Raw genomic sequence first — 16,087 nt, 5'->3', positions numbered from 1 at the left:
TCGGGCGAGAGTCCTTCGGAAGCCGCAGCTACCCAGCCGCAGCCGGACTCGCGACGAACCCAAACCGTTCCGCCACATCACCACGTCGAATCGATTCGATCAACAGGTCAGCACCATCACGCCAGTGAAAAACCCCCGGGTCCCCGTCGCCGAACGTCGCATGGTTCGCGAACAAATCGAGATCGTGGTCATGCAGCGCGGCGATGCGTGCCGGCGACGATGCGTCCGCGAACAACATCCCGCCTTCATCGTCGAGAAAGGCGCGCGTCGGTTCGAACGGCGCGCCGGTGTGATCGGTCAGCGCGAGCGAACCGTTTAAAAAACTCAACCGCACGATCCAGGGCGTGTAACCCAGCTCGACATAAACCCGCTGCGGCCCGTTCTGAAAAAACCACTGCCCCGTCTCATCGCTTTCGTAATTCCGATTGACGAAGCCGATGAGCGCCTCATGCCGGATCACGTCGCCAAGTTCGCCCGCGGCCTGGGCGTTTTCGTCGCGCATGCGCCATTGTCCGCGGCGGTCGAGCAGCAGCCAGCCGGTGCAGTGCGGGACGTTCGGCCATTTGGCGAGCGCCTGTTTGACGATGTCATCCATGATCGAGACAGGTTTCCAGGTAGCCGAACACGCGCTGCGACAGCCAGTCGATGCGCCCCGGGAACGGCCCCGTCATGAAGCCGACGTGGCCGCCGTGATCGGGCTGATCGAGCGTGACCGCCGCCGATACCTCCGCTTTTGTCGGCAGCACGCGGCCGGGCAGGAACGGATCGTTGCGGGCGTTCAGGACAAGCGTCGGGACCGCGATGCGCGACAGGAGCCCACGCGTGGTGGCGCTCGTCCAGTAGTCGTCAGTGTCGCGAAAGCCGTGCAGCGGCGCGGTTACGATGTTGTCGAATTCGTAGAGCGTGCGGGCGGCGAGCATCGCGTCGCGGTCGAAGAGGCCGGGGTATTGGGCGAGCTTCGCGAGTCCCTTGCGCTTGAGCGACTTCAGGAAACTGCGCGTGTACACCATGCCGAAACCCTGCGAGATCGCATGGCCGCCGGCGTGTACGTCGAGCGGCGCGGAGATCGCGGCCGCGGCGCCGATCACCGACGCATCGCCTTCGCGCTCGCACAGCCAGCGCAGCAGCACGTTGCCGCCGAGCGACACGCCCGCCGCGACGACCGGCCCGCCGTGTGTGGCCGCGAGCCGCCGCAAGATCCAGTCGACTTCGTTGCTGTCGGCGAGGTGGTAGAAGCGCGGCAGCAGGTTGAGCGATCCGCTGCAACTGCGAAAGTGCGGCACGACGCCGTGCCAGCCGCGCGCCTGCGCTTCGGCCATCAGCACGCGGGCGTAGTGCGAGTCGGAACTGCCTTCGAGGCCGTGGAACAGCACAAAAAGCGGCGCAGTCGATGGCGGCGGGGCGCTGTTACCGTTCGAGATCCAGTCGAGATCGATGAAGTCGCCGTCCGGAGTATTCCACCGCTCGCGGCGAAACTGGACGGCCGGTTTGCGGCCAAAAAGTGCGGGGACGATGGTTTGCGCGTGGCTCGTCGGGAGCCAGCGCGGGGCGCGGTAGAGCCATTCGATGGCATCGGCGGCGGCGTCGAGCGCCCTTTCCGGCGCCCGGGACGGCGCACTGTCCACGAACGATGGATCGCGTTGAATCAATGGATCGCGCTTCATGGCCCCTCCCCGACAAACGTCTTATTCAGTGCTTCGGTGCTGCGTCCATCAGTGCAACGGCCCCTGCCCGTGACGCATCTTGGCCGCGAACTGCCCGGCGGCGGCATCGGGCATCGCGCTCGCGTGGATGTGCGCGATTCGCCACTCGCCGCGCTCGTGGACCATCACATACGTCGTGAAGATCAGCCGCGTGACGCCCGCCGGATCGGCCGGTTTGTGCGCCTCCGAAATCGCGTAGACGACGGTGCCAAGACTGTCGTAGACACGAATTTCAAGCGGCTCGATGGTCCCCGGTGCCGCTTCGAACTGCTTCGCGAGACCCGCGCGGATTCCCTCCAGCCCATGCAGATGCGCGCCATTCGCGCAAATGCAGGTAGCAAATTCCTCGTCGATCCAGAGCGTGATCACGCTGTCGACGTTGCCCTCCGCGACGGCCTGGTAATAGGCGTTGAGGGTGTCGGCGGCGGCTTCGAACAAGCGGGCAAAACGTGGCATGGCTCGTGGGTCTCTGCGTTCGATGCACCTCGCGCCGTGCTGCCGGCGCGTGACGCATCGGTCATTGGTCAAAGCATGCCTCCGTTCGGAGACATTCGCGTGTCGGCATCCGCACACTGGAGGAGCGATCCGGACGCCGGCCGTACACGGCAAGGGCCGCCGTTCACTCTTCGCGCTTGCCGCCCCGTTTTCAGCGATGTGCGAGCAGCATGCCCCGCAAGTCCCCGAAAACCTGCTCGGCGCTCAGTTCGCGCAGGCAGTTCAGGTGGCCCAGCGGACATTCGCGGGCGAAGCAGGGACTGCATTCGAGGTGCAGCCATTGTACCTTTGCGAGATCGGACAAGGGCGGCGTGTGGCGCGGGTCGGTCGAGCCGAACACCGCGACGAGCGGCCGCCGCAGGGCCGCTGCGACGTGCATCAGGCCGGAATCGTTGGTGACGACGGCGCTCGCCCGCGAGATCAGCGCGCACGCTTCGCCGAGCGAGGTCTGGCCGCACAGGTTGCGCACGTTCGACGCCCGATCGGCGATGGCCTGCGCGATCGGCGCATCTTTCGGCGACCCGAGCGCGACGATCCTGGCATATGGAAACGACTGCGCGATGAATTGCGCGAGCGCCGCGAAGTGCTCGGGCGGCCAGCGCTTGGCCGGGCCGTACTCGGCGCCCGGGCAGAACACGACGAGCGGCGTGCGGTTATCGAGGTTGAAGCGGGTCGAGACGCGCGCGGCTTCGTTCGGATCGGCGTCGAGGCGCGGCACGGGGAACGGCGTGGTGCCTTCGCGGCCGTCCTGCGAGAACGGAAGCTTCGCGCCGGGCGCGTAGGCGAGGGCGGCGTACTGGCCAACCATCGGCGGGCGCTCCTTCTTGCCCGGATTCGCGTGCCGCACGTTGAGCAGGCCGTAGCGGCTCTCGCCGGTGTAGCCGATGCGCAGCGGAATCTTCGCCATCCACGGGATCAGCGCCGATTTCAGCGAATTCGGCAGCACGTAGGCGGCGTCGTAGCCGAGCTCGCGCAGATCGCTCGCGAGTTGCCAGCGGCGCAGCATCTGCAGCTTGCCGTGGGCGAGATCGGTGGCGTAGACATCGTGGATTTCCGGCATCCGTTCGAGCACGGGCGCGACCCAGGCGGGCGCGACGGCATCGATGACGATGCGCGGATGCAACTTCCTCAGCAGCGAAAAGAGCGGCTGCGCCATCAATGCGTCACCGATCCAGTTCGGTGCAATAACCAGCGCGCGGCGCATCTGTGTAATTTTTCCGTTCAAAAAACGCATTCCGCGTCAGTTGCGCGAGATGTCGATGTCATGTGTTGGGGATCGCCGAGGCGAAACGGCGAACAGCGGGCGCATTCGGGGGAAGAGCGCCCGGTCGACGCAAAAGGCCGGATCAATGGCCCTTGACCACTTCGCCGGCTTTCAGCTTGTAGCGCGTGCCGCAGTACGGGCAGCGCGCTTCGCCATGCGTGATGTCGAGAAAGACGCGCGGATGTGTGCTCCAGCGCGGCATCGACGGGTTCGGGCAGAAAGCGGGCAAGTCCTTGGCCGTCAGTTCCACCAGCGGCATTTCCTTCAGGTCGCTCATCGTCAGTCTCTTGTGTTTCGTGCGTTTCGTGGGGACGAAGCGCGGACGCCCGGCCTTCCGGCCACAGCGCCCGCGCCGCAATCAAACCTTCGCGAGCCAGCTCGCGTACTTCTCGTTCTTGCCGCCGACGACGTCGAAGAACGCGCTTTGCAGCTTCTCCGTGATCGGGCCGCGCGCGCCGTCGCCGATGGTGCGGTTGTCGAGCTCGCGGATCGGCGTGACTTCGGCGGCCGTGCCGGTGAAGAACGCTTCGTCGCAGGTGTAGACCTCGTCGCGGGTGATGCGTTTTTCGATCACCGGGATGCCGAAGTCGCGCGCGAGCGTGAGGATGGTGTCGCGCGTGATGCCGTCGAGGCACGACGCCAGGTCCGGCGTGTACAGCTTGCCGTTGTTCACGAGGAAGAAGTTCTCGCCGGAGCCTTCGGACACGTAGCCGTCGACGTCGAGCAGAAGCGCTTCGTCGTAGCCGTCGGCGATGGCTTCCTGGTTCGCGAGGATCGAGTTCACGTACCAGCCGGACGCCTTCGCGCGCACCATCGACACATTCACGTGATGCCGCGTGAACGACGACGTCTTCACGCGGATGCCCTTGGCCAGGCCGTCGTCGCCGAGATAGGCGCCCCACGGCCACGCGGCGATCGCGACGTGGATCGTGTTCCCCTTCGCCGAGACGCCGAGCTTTTCCGAGCCGACCCAGATGATCGGGCGGATGTAGCAGGATTCGAGATTGTTCGCGCGCACGACTTCGAGTTGCGCGGCTTCGAGGGTGTCGCGGTCGAACGGGATATCCATTTGGAAGATCTTCGCCGAGTTGAACAGGCGCTTGGTGTGCTCCTTCAGGCGGAAGATGGCGGTGCCGCTCGCCGTCTTGTAGGCGCGTACGCCTTCGAAGACGCCCATCCCGTAGTGCAGCGTGTGAGTCAGCACGTGGATGTTGGCGTCGCGCCATTCGATCAGCTTGCCATCCATCCAGATCTTGCCGTCGCGGTCGGCCATTGACATACAATTCTCCTAGCGAGTTGCGTGTTCCGGGTCAGTATTGCGGGGCGGGCTTCGAAGCAGGCGTCCAGGCATGTTCAAGGCGCGGCGGCGGTGCTTTACAGACACCACTTCGTGCCCCGCGCGGGCTGCCCGGAAGGCGGCGAAAGACCGTCATTTTAGCGTCTTTTCAGTGCAGAACGGGCGGGTTCGAGCGATCGGCGCGGGTTCTGGCAGGCGTTTTCATGCTGTCCCGAAGCTATAATCCGCCTTTCGCCACGGCGACCCCACTTCAAACCGATTCCTCGCGCAACCGGCCCGGCCGCGCGATGGCTCGCTCCTCATCCATGCTCGACCGGCTGTCCGACACGAATCGCCGCGCGTTCCTCGACGGCATCCATACGTTTTCCCCCGCCGTTCTGGCGACGTTTTCCTGGGGCCTCGTCACCGGCATCGCGATGACGAAGTCCGTTTTGAGCGTCCCGCAGGCGCTCGGCATGTCGCTCGCGGTGTACGCAGGGTCGTCGCAACTGGCCGTCTTGCCGCTCTTCGCCGCCAAGCTGCCGCTCTGGACGATCCTCCTGACCGCCGCGATGGTCAATCTGCGCTTCGTGATCTTCAGCGCCGGTCTCGCGCCGCACTTCGCCTATTTGCCGCTGTGGCGGCGGCTCGTACTCGGCTATTTCAACGGCGACATCATCTGGCTGATGTTCGCCAAGTGTAATTCCCCGACCGGTTTCCAGCCCGGCAAGGAGGCGTTCTTCTGGGGACTGGCGGTGACGAGCTGGTCGTCGTGGCAGGTTTCGTCGATTGCGGGGATTCTGCTCGCAAGCCTTTTCCCCGACGACTGGGGCCTGGAACTGGCCGGCACGCTCGCGCTGATCCCGCTGATCGTCTCCGCGATCGCGACCCGCTCGACGCTGGCGGCGGTCGCCGTCGCGAGCGTCGTCGCGTTGCTGGCGTTCGATTTGCCGTACCGGCTCGGCCTGCCGCTCGCGGTGTTCGCCGCGCTCGCGGCGGGAGCGTGCGCGGACGTGATCATCGGACGGGCGGTGCGAAAGACCGCGCCAGCGCCGGAAAGGCAGCGCGACACCACCCGGAACGCCCGATGAGCACCCTGCAAATCTGGCTCGCGATCGCCGGCATGGGACTCGTCACGCTGATCACCCGCGCGCTCTTCCTGATCGGCGGCGAACGCATGATCCTGCCCGATCGCGTGCAGCGCGCGCTGCGCTACGCGCCTGCCGCCGCGCTCGCCGCCGTCGTCGTGCCGGATCTCGTCGAGACGCCGCACGGCATTTCGATCGGCCTCGGCAATCACGCGCTGTATGCGTCGCTGGCCGGGCTCGCCTGGTATTTGTGGCGCCGCAGCATGCTCGGCACGATCGTCGTCGGGATGCTGATCTTCACGGCTCTACGGCTCGGGACCTGACTCCCTATTGCTGCGCCGCGTCATACCACGCAACGCGGGCGCTGCATCTCAAATACGCGCCATCATGGATTGCGCGCGTTGGAGCGTCATGCGTATCGGTTAAAATGTCGGCCTTGCTGTCGCATCGAATGAGGTCGAACGAGTTTCCGGCAGTCACTGCGCAACAGCTTCACCACTCGCGGCACGATCGTCTCTCCGATCACGCCGCGGCAGGCCGGCAACCTTCCCCGCATCCCTTGCATGCAATGCCCGCGTAGTGTCGAGCGCTTCTTTTCAACGACGCCGCGCGCGAATCAGTCCGAAACATGCTTCCGCCCGGCGTCTCCAGCCGATGAAAGCCGACGAGTCGAGCCGCTACCCCGGCGCGGCTCCGACCGGCGCCGCGCGGACCTGATGCCCCGGCCGGCCGCCAAGCCGGTCTTTTCTTCGCCCGAACCGCTTCTCTAAACACGTTGACTCCCATGACGAAAGTACTGCGTTTCACCGATTTGATCGCCGAAGGCAAAGTCTCAGGCAAGCGCGTTTTCATCCGCGCCGACCTCAACGTTCCGCAGGACGACCAGGGCAACATCACCGAAGACACCCGCGTGCGCGCGTCGGTTCCGGCCATCCGTGACGCGCTCGCCGCCGGCGCCGCCGTGATGGTCACGTCGCACCTCGGCCGTCCTACCGAAGGCCAGTTCAAGCCGGAAGACTCGCTCGCGCCGGTCGCAAAGCGCCTGTCGGAACTGCTTGGCCGCGATGTGCCGCTGGTCGCCGACTGGGCCGATGGCGTGGACGTGCAGCCGGGCAACGTCGTGCTGCTCGAAAACTGCCGCTGCAACAAGGGCGAGAAGAAGAACGACGACGCGCTCGCGCAAAAGCTCGCGAAGCTCTGCGACATCTACGTGAACGACGCGTTCGGCACCGCGCATCGCGCCGAAGCCACGACGAACGGCATCGCGAAGTACGCGCCCATCGCGTGCGCGGGGCCGCTGCTCGCCGCCGAACTCGACGCGCTCGGCAAGGCGCTCGGCAACCCGAAGCGTCCGCTGGTCGCGATCGTCGCGGGGTCGAAGGTGTCGACGAAGCTCACCATCCTGAAATCGCTGGCGTCGAAGGTGGATCAGCTGATCGTCGGCGGCGGGATCGCGAATACGTTCATGCTGGCGTCGGACCTGAAGATCGGCAAGTCGCTCGCGGAAGCCGATCTCGTCGACGAAGCGAAGGCGATCATCGCTGAAGCCCGTGCGCGCGGTGCGTCGGTGCCGATTCCGTCGGATGTCGTGACGGCGAAGGAGTTCGCGGCGACGGCGAAGGCGGAAACGAAATCCGTCGATCAGGTCACCGACGACGACCTGATCCTCGATATCGGCCCGGACACCGCCAAGGCGCTGGCGGCGCAACTGGAAAAAGCGGGCACGATAGTGTGGAACGGGCCGGTCGGCGTGTTCGAATTCGACCAGTTCGGCAACGGCACGAAGACGCTCGCGGACGCGATCGCGAATTCGTCGGCGTTCTCGATCGCGGGCGGCGGCGACACGCTCGCGGCCATCGCGAAATACAACATCCACGACAAGATCAGCTACATCTCCACCGGCGGCGGCGCGTTCCTGGAATTCCTGGAAGGCAAGACGCTGCCGGCGGTCGAAGTGCTCGAGTCGCGGGCTTGAGCGCTTGATCGCTCGAACCAGGCCGGAGAAGAAGGGCGCGCCAGAGGCCGGGCGCGCACAGGACGAGACCGGCAACGACGCCGTCACCGCGCCGGAAGGCTCGGAACAGGCCGCCGAAACCGTCGGACCACCCGAAACGCCGGACGCCGCCGCGCTCGCCAACGCATCGGCGGTGCTGATCGGCGGCACGAACGGCGAGGCGTTACAGAACACCCAGAAAGCGACGCCGGCCCGATCCGGCGCGCAATTGCGTACGGAGAGCAATACTTCGCCCGCCGCGCAACATGCTCGCAGCGCCTTTCCAGGCGACTCCACCCAGACGAGGAATGACATGCATCGCGCTACCAAGATTGTGGCCACGATCGGCCCGGCATCGAGCAGCCCCGAAATCCTGCTCCAGATGATGCAGGCGGGACTCGACGTCGTCCGCTTCAACTTCTCGCACGGCACCGCCGACGATCACCGCCAGCGCGCCGAATGGGTCCGCGAGGCGGCGCGCAAGGTCGGCCGCGAAGTCGCGCTGATGGCCGACCTGCAGGGCCCGAAGATTCGCGTCGGCAAGTTCGAGAACGGCAAGACGTTGCTCGTCGCGGGCAATCCGTTCATCCTCGACGCCAACTGCCAGCTCGGCAACAACGACCGCTGCGGCCTCGACTACAAAGACCTGCCGCGCGACCTGCGCCCCGGCGACGTGCTGCTCCTCAACGACGGCCTGATCGTCCTCGACGTCGTGCGCGTGATCGGCGAGGAGATTCACACGACGGTCAAGGTCGGCGGCGAGCTGTCGAACAACAAGGGCATCAACCGCCAGGGCGGCGGCCTGACGGCCCCGGCGCTGACCGAAAAGGATATGGAGGACATCAAGACGGCGATGTCGCTCGGCGCGGATTTCGTCGCCGTGTCCTTCCCGAAGAACGCTACCGACATGGAAATGGCGCGTCAACTGGCGAACATCGCGGGCCAGCCGTACGGCATCAAGCCGAAGATGATCGCGAAGATCGAGCGCGCGGAAGCCATTCCGGCGCTGCAGGGCATCCTCGACGCGTCGGACGGCATCATGGTCGCGCGCGGCGATCTGGCCGTGGAAGTCGGTAACGCGGCGGTTCCGGCGCTGCAAAAGCGCATGATCCGCATGGCGCGCGAGTCGAACAAGCTCGTGATCACGGCCACGCAGATGATGGAATCGATGATCCACGCGCCCGTGCCGACGCGCGCGGAAGTGTCGGACGTGGCGAACGCCGTGCTCGACGGCACCGACGCCGTGATGCTCTCCGCCGAAACCGCCGCCGGCAAATACCCGGTGACGACCATCGAGACGATGGCGGCGATCTGCGTCGAAGCGGAGAAGTCTGAAGATTCCCAGCTCGACAAGGATTTCCTCGACCGCACGTTCACGCGCATCGACCAGTCGATCGCGATGGGCGCGCTCTTCACGGCCTATCACCTGGGCGCAAAGGCGATCGTCGCGTTGACTGAATCGGGCGCGACGGCGCTCTGGATGTCGCGCCACTGGACGCACGTGCCGATCTTCGCGCTCACGCCGCGCGTCGGCAGCGAGCGGACGATGGCGCTCTATCGCAACGTGACGTCGCTGCACCTCGACACCAGCACCGACCGCGACACGGCGCTGCATCAGGCGCTGGAAGTGGTGGTGAGCAAGGGTTACGCGGCGCGCGGCGACATGGTCGTGCTGACCGTCGGCGAGCCGATGGGGCAGGCGGGCGGCACGAATACGCTGAAGATCGTGCGCGTCGGCGAGGCGTTCTGACGAAGGATGTGCGGCGTTCGCGGGCGCACCCCGTGAACGCCGATGGCGACGTGAAAAGCAGGAAACGCACCGAAATGGTGCCTCCTTTTCGCTAAAATCTTAAAAAATGAGGCCGCACGCCCGGCCACGGTTTCATTCACGGAGTATCAGTAATGCCTCTCGTATCAATGCGTCAGTTGCTGGATCACGCAGCCGAAAACGGCTACGGCCTCCCGGCATTCAACGTGAACAATCTGGAGCAGGTGCAGGCCATCATGGCGGCCGCGAACGAAGTGAACGCGCCGGTCATCATGCAGGCGTCGGCGGGTGCGCGGAAGTACGCGGGCGAAGCGTTCCTGCGCCATCTGATCGAAGCGGCGGTCGAGTCGTATCCGCATATTCCGGTCGTGATGCACCAGGATCACGGCCAGTCGCCGGCGGTCTGCATGGCGGCGATCAGGAGCGGTTTCACCAGCGTGATGATGGACGGCTCGCTCGAAGCGGACGGCAAGTCGGTGGCATCGTATGAATACAACGTCGATGTGTCGCGCAAGGTCGTGGAAATGGCGCATTCGATCGGCGTCACGGTGGAAGCGGAACTGGGCGTGCTCGGCTCGCTGGAAACCATGAAGGGCGACAAGGAAGACGGCCACGGCGCCGAAGGCACGATGACGCGCGAGCAGCTCCTGACCGACGTCGAGCAAGCGGCCGACTTCGTGAAACAGACGCAGTGCGACGCGCTCGCCATCGCGATCGGCACCTCGCACGGCGCTTACAAGTTCACGAAGAAGCCCACGGGCGACATCCTCGCGATCCAGCGCATCAAGGAAATCCACCAGCGCATCCCGAATACGCACCTCGTGATGCACGGCTCGTCGTCGGTGCCGCAGAATCTGCTCGCCGACATCCGCGAATTCGGTGGCGACATGAAGGAAACCTACGGCGTGCCGGTCGAGGAAATCCAGGAAGGCATCAAGCACGGCGTGCGCAAGGTGAACATCGACACCGATCTGCGCCTGGCGATCACCGCCGCCATCCGCCGCTACTTCGTGGAAAACCCGACGAAGTTCGATCCGCGCGACTACCTGAAGCCCGCGCGCGAGGCGGCGAAGAAGATCTGCCTCGAGCGCTACATGCAATTCGGCTGCGAAGGACAGGCCGGCAAGATCAAGCCGATCCCGCTCGACAAGATCGCCGAGAAGTACAAGTCCGGCGAACTGGCACAGATCGTCAAATGATTTTGAGATTGAGCGAGTAAAATCAACGGGTTCCGTCACGGAGCCCGTTTGAGTTTTATTCGATTTTTGACCCGCCGCCGTTCCTGCCTTTCCGGGGAACGGCGTTTGGCTTTTATTTTTGCGGCATTTTTTCTGGTCGATCACGATGTCTACTGCGCGTTCCACACTTCTCGAATCCACGATCAAATCGTTGCCGCTGCTCGGACGCGGCAAGGTCCGTGACAACTACGCCGTCGGCCAGGACAAGCTCCTGATCGTCACGACCGATCGCCTCTCCGCCTTCGACGTGATCATGGGCGAACCGATTCCGAACAAGGGCCGTGTACTCAACCAGATGGCCGATTTCTGGTTCGCGAAGCTTTCGCACATCGTGCCGAACCACAACACCGGCATCGATCCGGCGACCGTCGTCGCGGCCGATGAAGCCGAGCAGGTGAAAGGGCGCGCGGTCGTGGTGAAGCGCCTGGAGCCGATTCTCGTCGAGGCTGTGGTGCGCGGCTATCTCGCGGGCAGCGGCTGGAAGGACTATCAGGCGACGGGCGCGGTGTGCGGCGTCGAGCTGCCGCCGGGCCTGCAAAACGCGCAAAAGCTGCCCGAGCCGATCTTCACGCCCGCCGCGAAGGCCGAAATGGGCCATCACGACGAAAACATCGCCTACGATGAGATGGAACGCCGCATCGGCACCGAACTCTCGGCGACGATCCGCGACATTTCCATCAGGCTGTACAAGGAAGCGGCCGAATACGCGGCGACGCGCGGCATCATCATCGCGGATACGAAGTTCGAGTTCGGGCTCGACAATCGCGGCGAGCTGTATCTGATGGACGAAGTGCTGACCGCCGATTCGTCGCGTTTCTGGCCCGCCGACGGTTATCAGGTCGGCACGAACCCGCCGTCGTTCGACAAGCAGTTCGTGCGCGACTGGCTCGAAACGCAGCCATGGAAGAAGGAACCGCCCGCGCCGAAGCTGCCGGACGACGTGATCGCCAAGACGGCGGAAAAGTACGAAGAGGCGCTGCAACGCCTGACCGGGCAATCGCTCGTTTAACCTGACCGGGACACATAGATGAGCGACGTACAGACCGCACACAAGCACGACGCGCCGTTGATCGGCGTGCTGATGGGCTCCAGTTCCGACTGGGACGTGATGAAGAACGCGGTCGCGATCCTGCAGGAATTCGGCGTGCCGTACGAGGCGAAGGTCGTCTCGGCGCATCGCATGCCGGACGAAATGTTCGACTACGCCGAAACCGCGCGCGGTCGCGGCCTGCGCGCGATCATCGCGGGCGCGGGCGGCGCGGCGCATCTGCCGGGCATGCTCGCCGCGAAAACGACCGTGCCGGTGCTCGGCGTGCCGGTGGCGAGCAAGTACCTGAAGGGCGTCGATTCGCTGCATTCGATCGTGCAGATGCCCAAGGGCGTGCCGGTCGCGACGTTCGCGATCGGCGAGGCGGGCGCGGCGAACGCGGCGCTTTTCGCGGTATCCCTGTTGAGCGGCACGAACGAAGAGTACGCCGAGCGCCTTGCCGCGTTTCGCGTGCGCCAGAACGAAGCAGCGCACGCGATGGTCCTGCCGCCGCTTTGATTCGCCCCAAGCATCCCCAGCCGCGCGAGCGGCCCTGACCAGACCAAGATGAACCCACACAACTCTCCGGTTTCACCCATCCTGCCCGGCGCCTGGCTCGGCATGGTCGGTGGCGGCCAGCTCGGCCGCATGTTCTGTTTCGCCGCGCAGTCGATGGGCTATCGCGTCGCCGTCCTCGATCCGGACGAGACGAGCCCGGCGGGCGCCGTCGCCGACCGCCACATCCGCGCCGCCTACGACGACAAAGCCGCGCTCACCGAGCTCGGCCGGCTGTGCGCGGCGGTATCGACGGAATTCGAGAACGTGCCGGCCGCGAGCCTCGAATTCCTCGCGAACTGCACGTTCGTGAGCCCGGCGGCGGCGTGCGTGGCGATCGCGCAGGACCGCGTGGCCGAGAAGCGCTTCATCTGCGACGCGGGCGTGCCGGTCGCGCCGCACGTCGTGATCGACTCGCCGGAAGCGCTCGCCGCGCTGCCCGACGAGAAGATCGCCGCCGTGCTGCCCGGCATCCTCAAGACGGCGCGTCTCGGCTACGACGGCAAGGGCCAGGTCGGCGTGCGCAACGTCGATGAGGTGCGTACGGCGTATGCGTCGCTGTCCGGCGTGTCTTGCGTGCTCGAAAAACGCATGCCGCTCAAATTCGAAGTGTCGGTGCTGATTGCGCGCGGCGGCGACGGCAAGTCCGCCGTCTTCCCGCTCGCGCAGAACACGCACATGAACGGCATCCTCGCGAAAACCGTCGTGCCCGCGCCGGACGCGCCGGCCGCGCTCGTCGCGCAGGCGCAGGACGCCGCGCTCACGATCGCCGCGAAGCTGGGCTATATCGGCGTGCTGTGCGTCGAGTTCTTCATTCTCGAGGACGGCACGCTGATCGCCAACGAAATGGCGCCGCGTCCGCACAACTCGGGACACTACACGGTCGATGCGTGCGCCACGAGCCAGTTCGAGCAGCAGGTCCGCGCGATGACCGGCATGCCGCTCGGCGACACGCGCCAGCATTCCCCGGCGGCGATGCTGAACCTGCTCGGCGACGTCTGGTTCAACGGCAACAAGTCGCGCACGCCGCCGTGGCCCGAAGTCGCCGCGATGCCGGCGGCACGGCTGCATCTGTACGGCAAGGAAGAGGCGCGCGCCGGGCGCAAGATGGGGCACATCAACTTCACGGCGCCGACGCTCGAAGAAGCCCGCACAGCGGCGCGCGATTGCGCGCGCATGCTGCACATCACGCTCGATTGAGCGGGCGCCGATGAGCATCATCTATCCGAGCGCCGCGCAGATCGACGAAGCGGCGGCGCTGCTCGACGCGGGCGAACTCGTCGCGTTTCCGACCGAGACGGTCTACGGGCTCGGCGGCGATGCCGAGAATCCCAAGGCCATCGCCCGCATCTATGCGGCGAAAGGGCGGCCGGCGAATCATCCGGTGATCGTGCATCTGGCGCCCGCGGGTGATCCGGCTTACTGGGTGAGGGCGCTTTCTGCTGACGCCGTCAAGCTGATCGACGCATTCTGGCCCGGGCCTTTGACGCTGATCCTGAAGCGCGCGCCGCATATTCCTGCGGCGGTGAGCGGCGGACAGGATTCTGTCGGCATCCGCTGTCCGTCGCATCCGGTCGCGCAGTCGCTGCTGACCGCGTTCAGCGCGCGGCGCGGCGGACACGGCGGCGTGGCGGGGCCTTCGGCGAACCGTTTCGGGCACGTCAGCCCGACTACCGCCCAGCACGTGCGCGACGAGTTCGGCAGCGCGGTTCACGTGCTGGACGGCGGCGCGGCGGACGTCGGTATCGAATCGACGATTCTGGATTTGTCGCGTGGCTTTCCTGCGTTGTTGCGCCCGGGGCATGTGAGCCCGCAGGCGATTGCCGATGTGCTTGGCGTCGCGCCGCGTCTGCCTGACGGCTCGGATGCGACCGCGCCGCGTGCTTCCGGTACGCTGAAGGCGCACTACGCGCCGCGCACGCCGCTCGCGCTCTTGCCGTTCGATGCAATCACGCCGCTGCTCGCCGCGCATGGTGAAGGCGGTGAGAGGAAGATTGCGCTGGTTGCGCGGAAGTCGAGCGCAGGCGATTGGGCGAGCGAGCCGAACGTGCATTTCATCGCCGCGCCGGAAGATCCGCAGAGCTACGCGCGCGATCTGTACGGCCTGCTGCGCGCGCTGGATAGGGCGAACGTCGAGCGGATTTTGATCGAGAAGCTGCCGGAATCGATCGAGTGGATCGCGGTGAATGATCGGCTCGGGCGCGCGGCGGCGGCGTTCGAGGCGCAGGAGTAAATCGCGCATTTTAGAGGGGGGCGGACACGTCTTTGCGTCGTGTCGCACGCGGGCCGCACGCAAACCGCTCGCAAACCGCTCGCAAACCGCTCGCAAACCGCTCGCAAACCGCTCGCAAACCGCTCGACCGGCAAGCGAGTAGCAGGTTCCGAAAGCTGCGCCGCCCCTGAATCGGGCTGCGCGCAGCCAGCACAAATAAAAACGCCCGGTCGCGAGACCGGGCGTTTTGCCTTCAAAGAGCCACCACTAACCGCAAATTACTTGCCGAGGCCCGACTTCGCGATCGCCTGCTCGGCGGTCTGCGCGTAGAGCGCGTGGAGATGCGTCGTCGGATGGACGGTATCCGCGTACATGTACGTCTGGTCCGCGCCCGCGACGGTCAGCGTTTCCGGCGAGCAGAACAGCGAAGTACCGAACGCCGACGGATTCGCCTGCCCCGACTTGGTCGCTGCCGCGATCATCGCCTGCAGATTACACGCCGTGCCCGTGTTCGACACCGTGAAGCCGAGAGCCTGATAGTTCGCGGTCACGTTATCGACGGCGGCATAGGCGTCGACGTAGATCACCTTCGAGATCAGCCCGGTTTGCGTCAGCGCCGTTTGCAGCGCGAGGTTGAATCCCTGCGATGCCTTTGTCAGCGCCGCGCCCTTGTCCGCGCTCATGACGCCCTGCGGCGCCGCGCCGATGTTCGGCACGTTCGACACCACGACGTGCGTCGCGCCCGCCTGCACCACCCGCCCGATGACGGCCGCCAGATCGAGCGCGGCCTGGCCGATGGCCTGCTGCGCGGCCGTTGCGGCTGCGAGCGCCGCCGCCGGCGTGATCTGTCCGGCCGCTGCCGCCGCTGCGGCGGCTTGCGCCACGCCGAGGTTGTAGAGAATGTCGTTGCCGCCGCCGCCGATGATCACGAGCTGTCCGCCGTTGAAGGTGCCGTGCGCGGCGATGTAGTTCGACACCTGATCGTTGATGGGGATCGTCGTCGCCTGCGCGTAGTCCGAGTTCGGCACGTTCGCCGCCGCGTGGCCGAGACCCGGCTGCAGTTTGACGCGCGAGCCACCCTGCGCATAGCCGAGACCGGTTGCCGGCGCGAGCGGCACGCCAAAGCCGCCGGTCGCCGCGGGCGTGAGCGTGTCGCCGTAGTATTGCGCGATGTTCTGCGTCCAGATCTGGCCGGGGTTCGTGGTGAAGCGGCCGCCGCCGAAGTTCTTGGCCGCGACCGGCGAATACGTGCCGACGTCCGACAGGCTGTCGCCGAACGATACGACTTGCAGCTTGACGCCGCCCGGGGGCGTCGAATTGTTGTCGTCCGAGCCGCCGCCGCACGCGGCGAGCAGGGCGAGCGCTGCGCTCGCGGTAACGAATTGGGCTTGGCGCAGCAGGCTGCCGCGCGTCAGGTAGTGCTTGCTCATCGACCTCGTCTCCATCTTTTGGTGAATCTTGTAGTGAG

At 65.7% G+C, this 16,087-nt stretch carries 16 protein-coding genes; 9 read left to right on the top strand and 7 right to left on the bottom strand.

Annotation, left to right across the window (positions count from 1 at the left end):
* Positions 1–28 precede the first annotated feature (28 nt).
* The 6 genes from AWB67_RS02400 to AWB67_RS02375 all read right to left on the bottom strand — a co-directional run bounded on the left by AWB67_RS02400 (position 29) and on the right by AWB67_RS02375 (position 4,741).
* Complete coding sequence (locus AWB67_RS02400) at positions 29–595, bottom strand: DUF2946 family protein (protein ID WP_087654643.1); 567 nt, start codon at positions 593–595, stop codon at positions 29–31.
* On the bottom strand, positions 588–1,664 hold the full coding sequence (locus AWB67_RS02395; RefSeq protein ID WP_087654642.1) for a hydrolase: 1,077 nt from the start codon (positions 1,662–1,664) through the stop codon (positions 588–590). The genes AWB67_RS02400 and AWB67_RS02395 overlap by 8 nt, the downstream gene beginning before the upstream one ends.
* Before the next feature lie 48 nt (positions 1,665–1,712).
* Positions 1,713–2,159 carry a nuclear transport factor 2 family protein gene (locus AWB67_RS02390; RefSeq protein WP_087654641.1) on the bottom strand — a complete coding sequence of 149 codons (447 nt, stop codon included), beginning with the start codon at positions 2,157–2,159 and terminating at the stop codon, positions 1,713–1,715.
* Between the two features lie 190 nt (positions 2,160–2,349).
* On the bottom strand, positions 2,350–3,402 hold the full coding sequence (gene waaF, locus AWB67_RS02385; RefSeq protein WP_087654640.1) for a lipopolysaccharide heptosyltransferase II: 1,053 nt from the start codon (positions 3,400–3,402) through the stop codon (positions 2,350–2,352).
* A 142-nt stretch (positions 3,403–3,544) separates the two neighbouring features.
* Entirely contained in the window at positions 3,545–3,739 is a 195-nt protein-coding gene (locus AWB67_RS02380) for a zinc-finger domain-containing protein (protein ID WP_087643042.1), read from the bottom strand.
* An 81-nt stretch (positions 3,740–3,820) separates the two neighbouring features.
* On the bottom strand, positions 3,821–4,741 hold the full coding sequence (locus tag AWB67_RS02375) for a branched-chain amino acid transaminase (protein ID WP_087654639.1): 921 nt from the start codon (positions 4,739–4,741) through the stop codon (positions 3,821–3,823).
* A gap of 323 nt (positions 4,742–5,064) precedes the next feature.
* On the opposite strand from AWB67_RS02375, the gene AWB67_RS02370 reads away from it, so the two are divergent.
* The 9 genes from AWB67_RS02370 (at position 5,065) to AWB67_RS02330 (ending at position 14,640) form a co-directional block, all read left to right on the top strand.
* Positions 5,065–5,829, top strand: a complete 765-nt coding sequence (locus AWB67_RS02370) for an AzlC family ABC transporter permease (protein WP_087654638.1) — start codon at positions 5,065–5,067, stop codon at positions 5,827–5,829.
* Positions 5,826–6,149, top strand: a complete 324-nt coding sequence (locus tag AWB67_RS02365; RefSeq protein ID WP_087654637.1) for a branched-chain amino acid transport AzlD family protein — start codon at positions 5,826–5,828, stop codon at positions 6,147–6,149. The genes AWB67_RS02370 and AWB67_RS02365 overlap by 4 nt, the downstream gene beginning before the upstream one ends.
* A gap of 461 nt (positions 6,150–6,610) precedes the next feature.
* The gene (locus AWB67_RS02360) at positions 6,611–7,801 is read left to right on the top strand and encodes a phosphoglycerate kinase (protein WP_087654636.1); all 1,191 of its coding nucleotides are present in this window, start codon (positions 6,611–6,613) and stop codon (positions 7,799–7,801) included.
* 331 nt (positions 7,802–8,132) lie between these two features.
* Positions 8,133–9,569 carry a pyruvate kinase gene (gene pyk / locus AWB67_RS02355; protein ID WP_087654808.1) on the top strand — a complete coding sequence of 479 codons (1,437 nt, stop codon included), beginning with the start codon at positions 8,133–8,135 and terminating at the stop codon, positions 9,567–9,569.
* A gap of 152 nt (positions 9,570–9,721) precedes the next feature.
* Complete coding sequence (gene fba, locus AWB67_RS02350; RefSeq protein ID WP_087654635.1) at positions 9,722–10,786, top strand: class II fructose-bisphosphate aldolase; 1,065 nt, start codon at positions 9,722–9,724, stop codon at positions 10,784–10,786.
* A 145-nt stretch (positions 10,787–10,931) separates the two neighbouring features.
* Positions 10,932–11,834: a phosphoribosylaminoimidazolesuccinocarboxamide synthase gene (locus AWB67_RS02345; protein WP_087654807.1), complete on the top strand. Its 903-nt coding sequence runs from the start codon at positions 10,932–10,934 to the stop codon at positions 11,832–11,834.
* A gap of 18 nt (positions 11,835–11,852) precedes the next feature.
* On the top strand, positions 11,853–12,371 hold the full coding sequence (gene purE / locus AWB67_RS02340) for a 5-(carboxyamino)imidazole ribonucleotide mutase (protein ID WP_087654634.1): 519 nt from the start codon (positions 11,853–11,855) through the stop codon (positions 12,369–12,371).
* Between the two features lie 48 nt (positions 12,372–12,419).
* Positions 12,420–13,607, top strand: a complete 1,188-nt coding sequence (locus tag AWB67_RS02335) for a 5-(carboxyamino)imidazole ribonucleotide synthase (protein WP_087654633.1) — start codon at positions 12,420–12,422, stop codon at positions 13,605–13,607.
* 10 nt (positions 13,608–13,617) lie between these two features.
* Positions 13,618–14,640 carry an L-threonylcarbamoyladenylate synthase gene (locus tag AWB67_RS02330; RefSeq protein WP_087654632.1) on the top strand — a complete coding sequence of 341 codons (1,023 nt, stop codon included), beginning with the start codon at positions 13,618–13,620 and terminating at the stop codon, positions 14,638–14,640.
* A 257-nt stretch (positions 14,641–14,897) separates the two neighbouring features.
* Here the strand turns inward: AWB67_RS02330 and AWB67_RS02325 are convergent, their stop codons facing one another.
* Positions 14,898–16,049, bottom strand: a complete 1,152-nt coding sequence (locus tag AWB67_RS02325) for an SGNH/GDSL hydrolase family protein (RefSeq protein ID WP_235025008.1) — start codon at positions 16,047–16,049, stop codon at positions 14,898–14,900.
* Positions 16,050–16,087: the final 38 nt, after the last annotated feature.

Source organism: Caballeronia terrestris, assembly GCF_001544515.1.
Taxonomy (GTDB): Bacteria; Pseudomonadota; Gammaproteobacteria; order Burkholderiales; family Burkholderiaceae; genus Caballeronia; species Caballeronia terrestris.
Note: the sequence above shows the minus strand (reverse complement) of the source record. Positions and strands in the feature narration are given on the sequence as shown.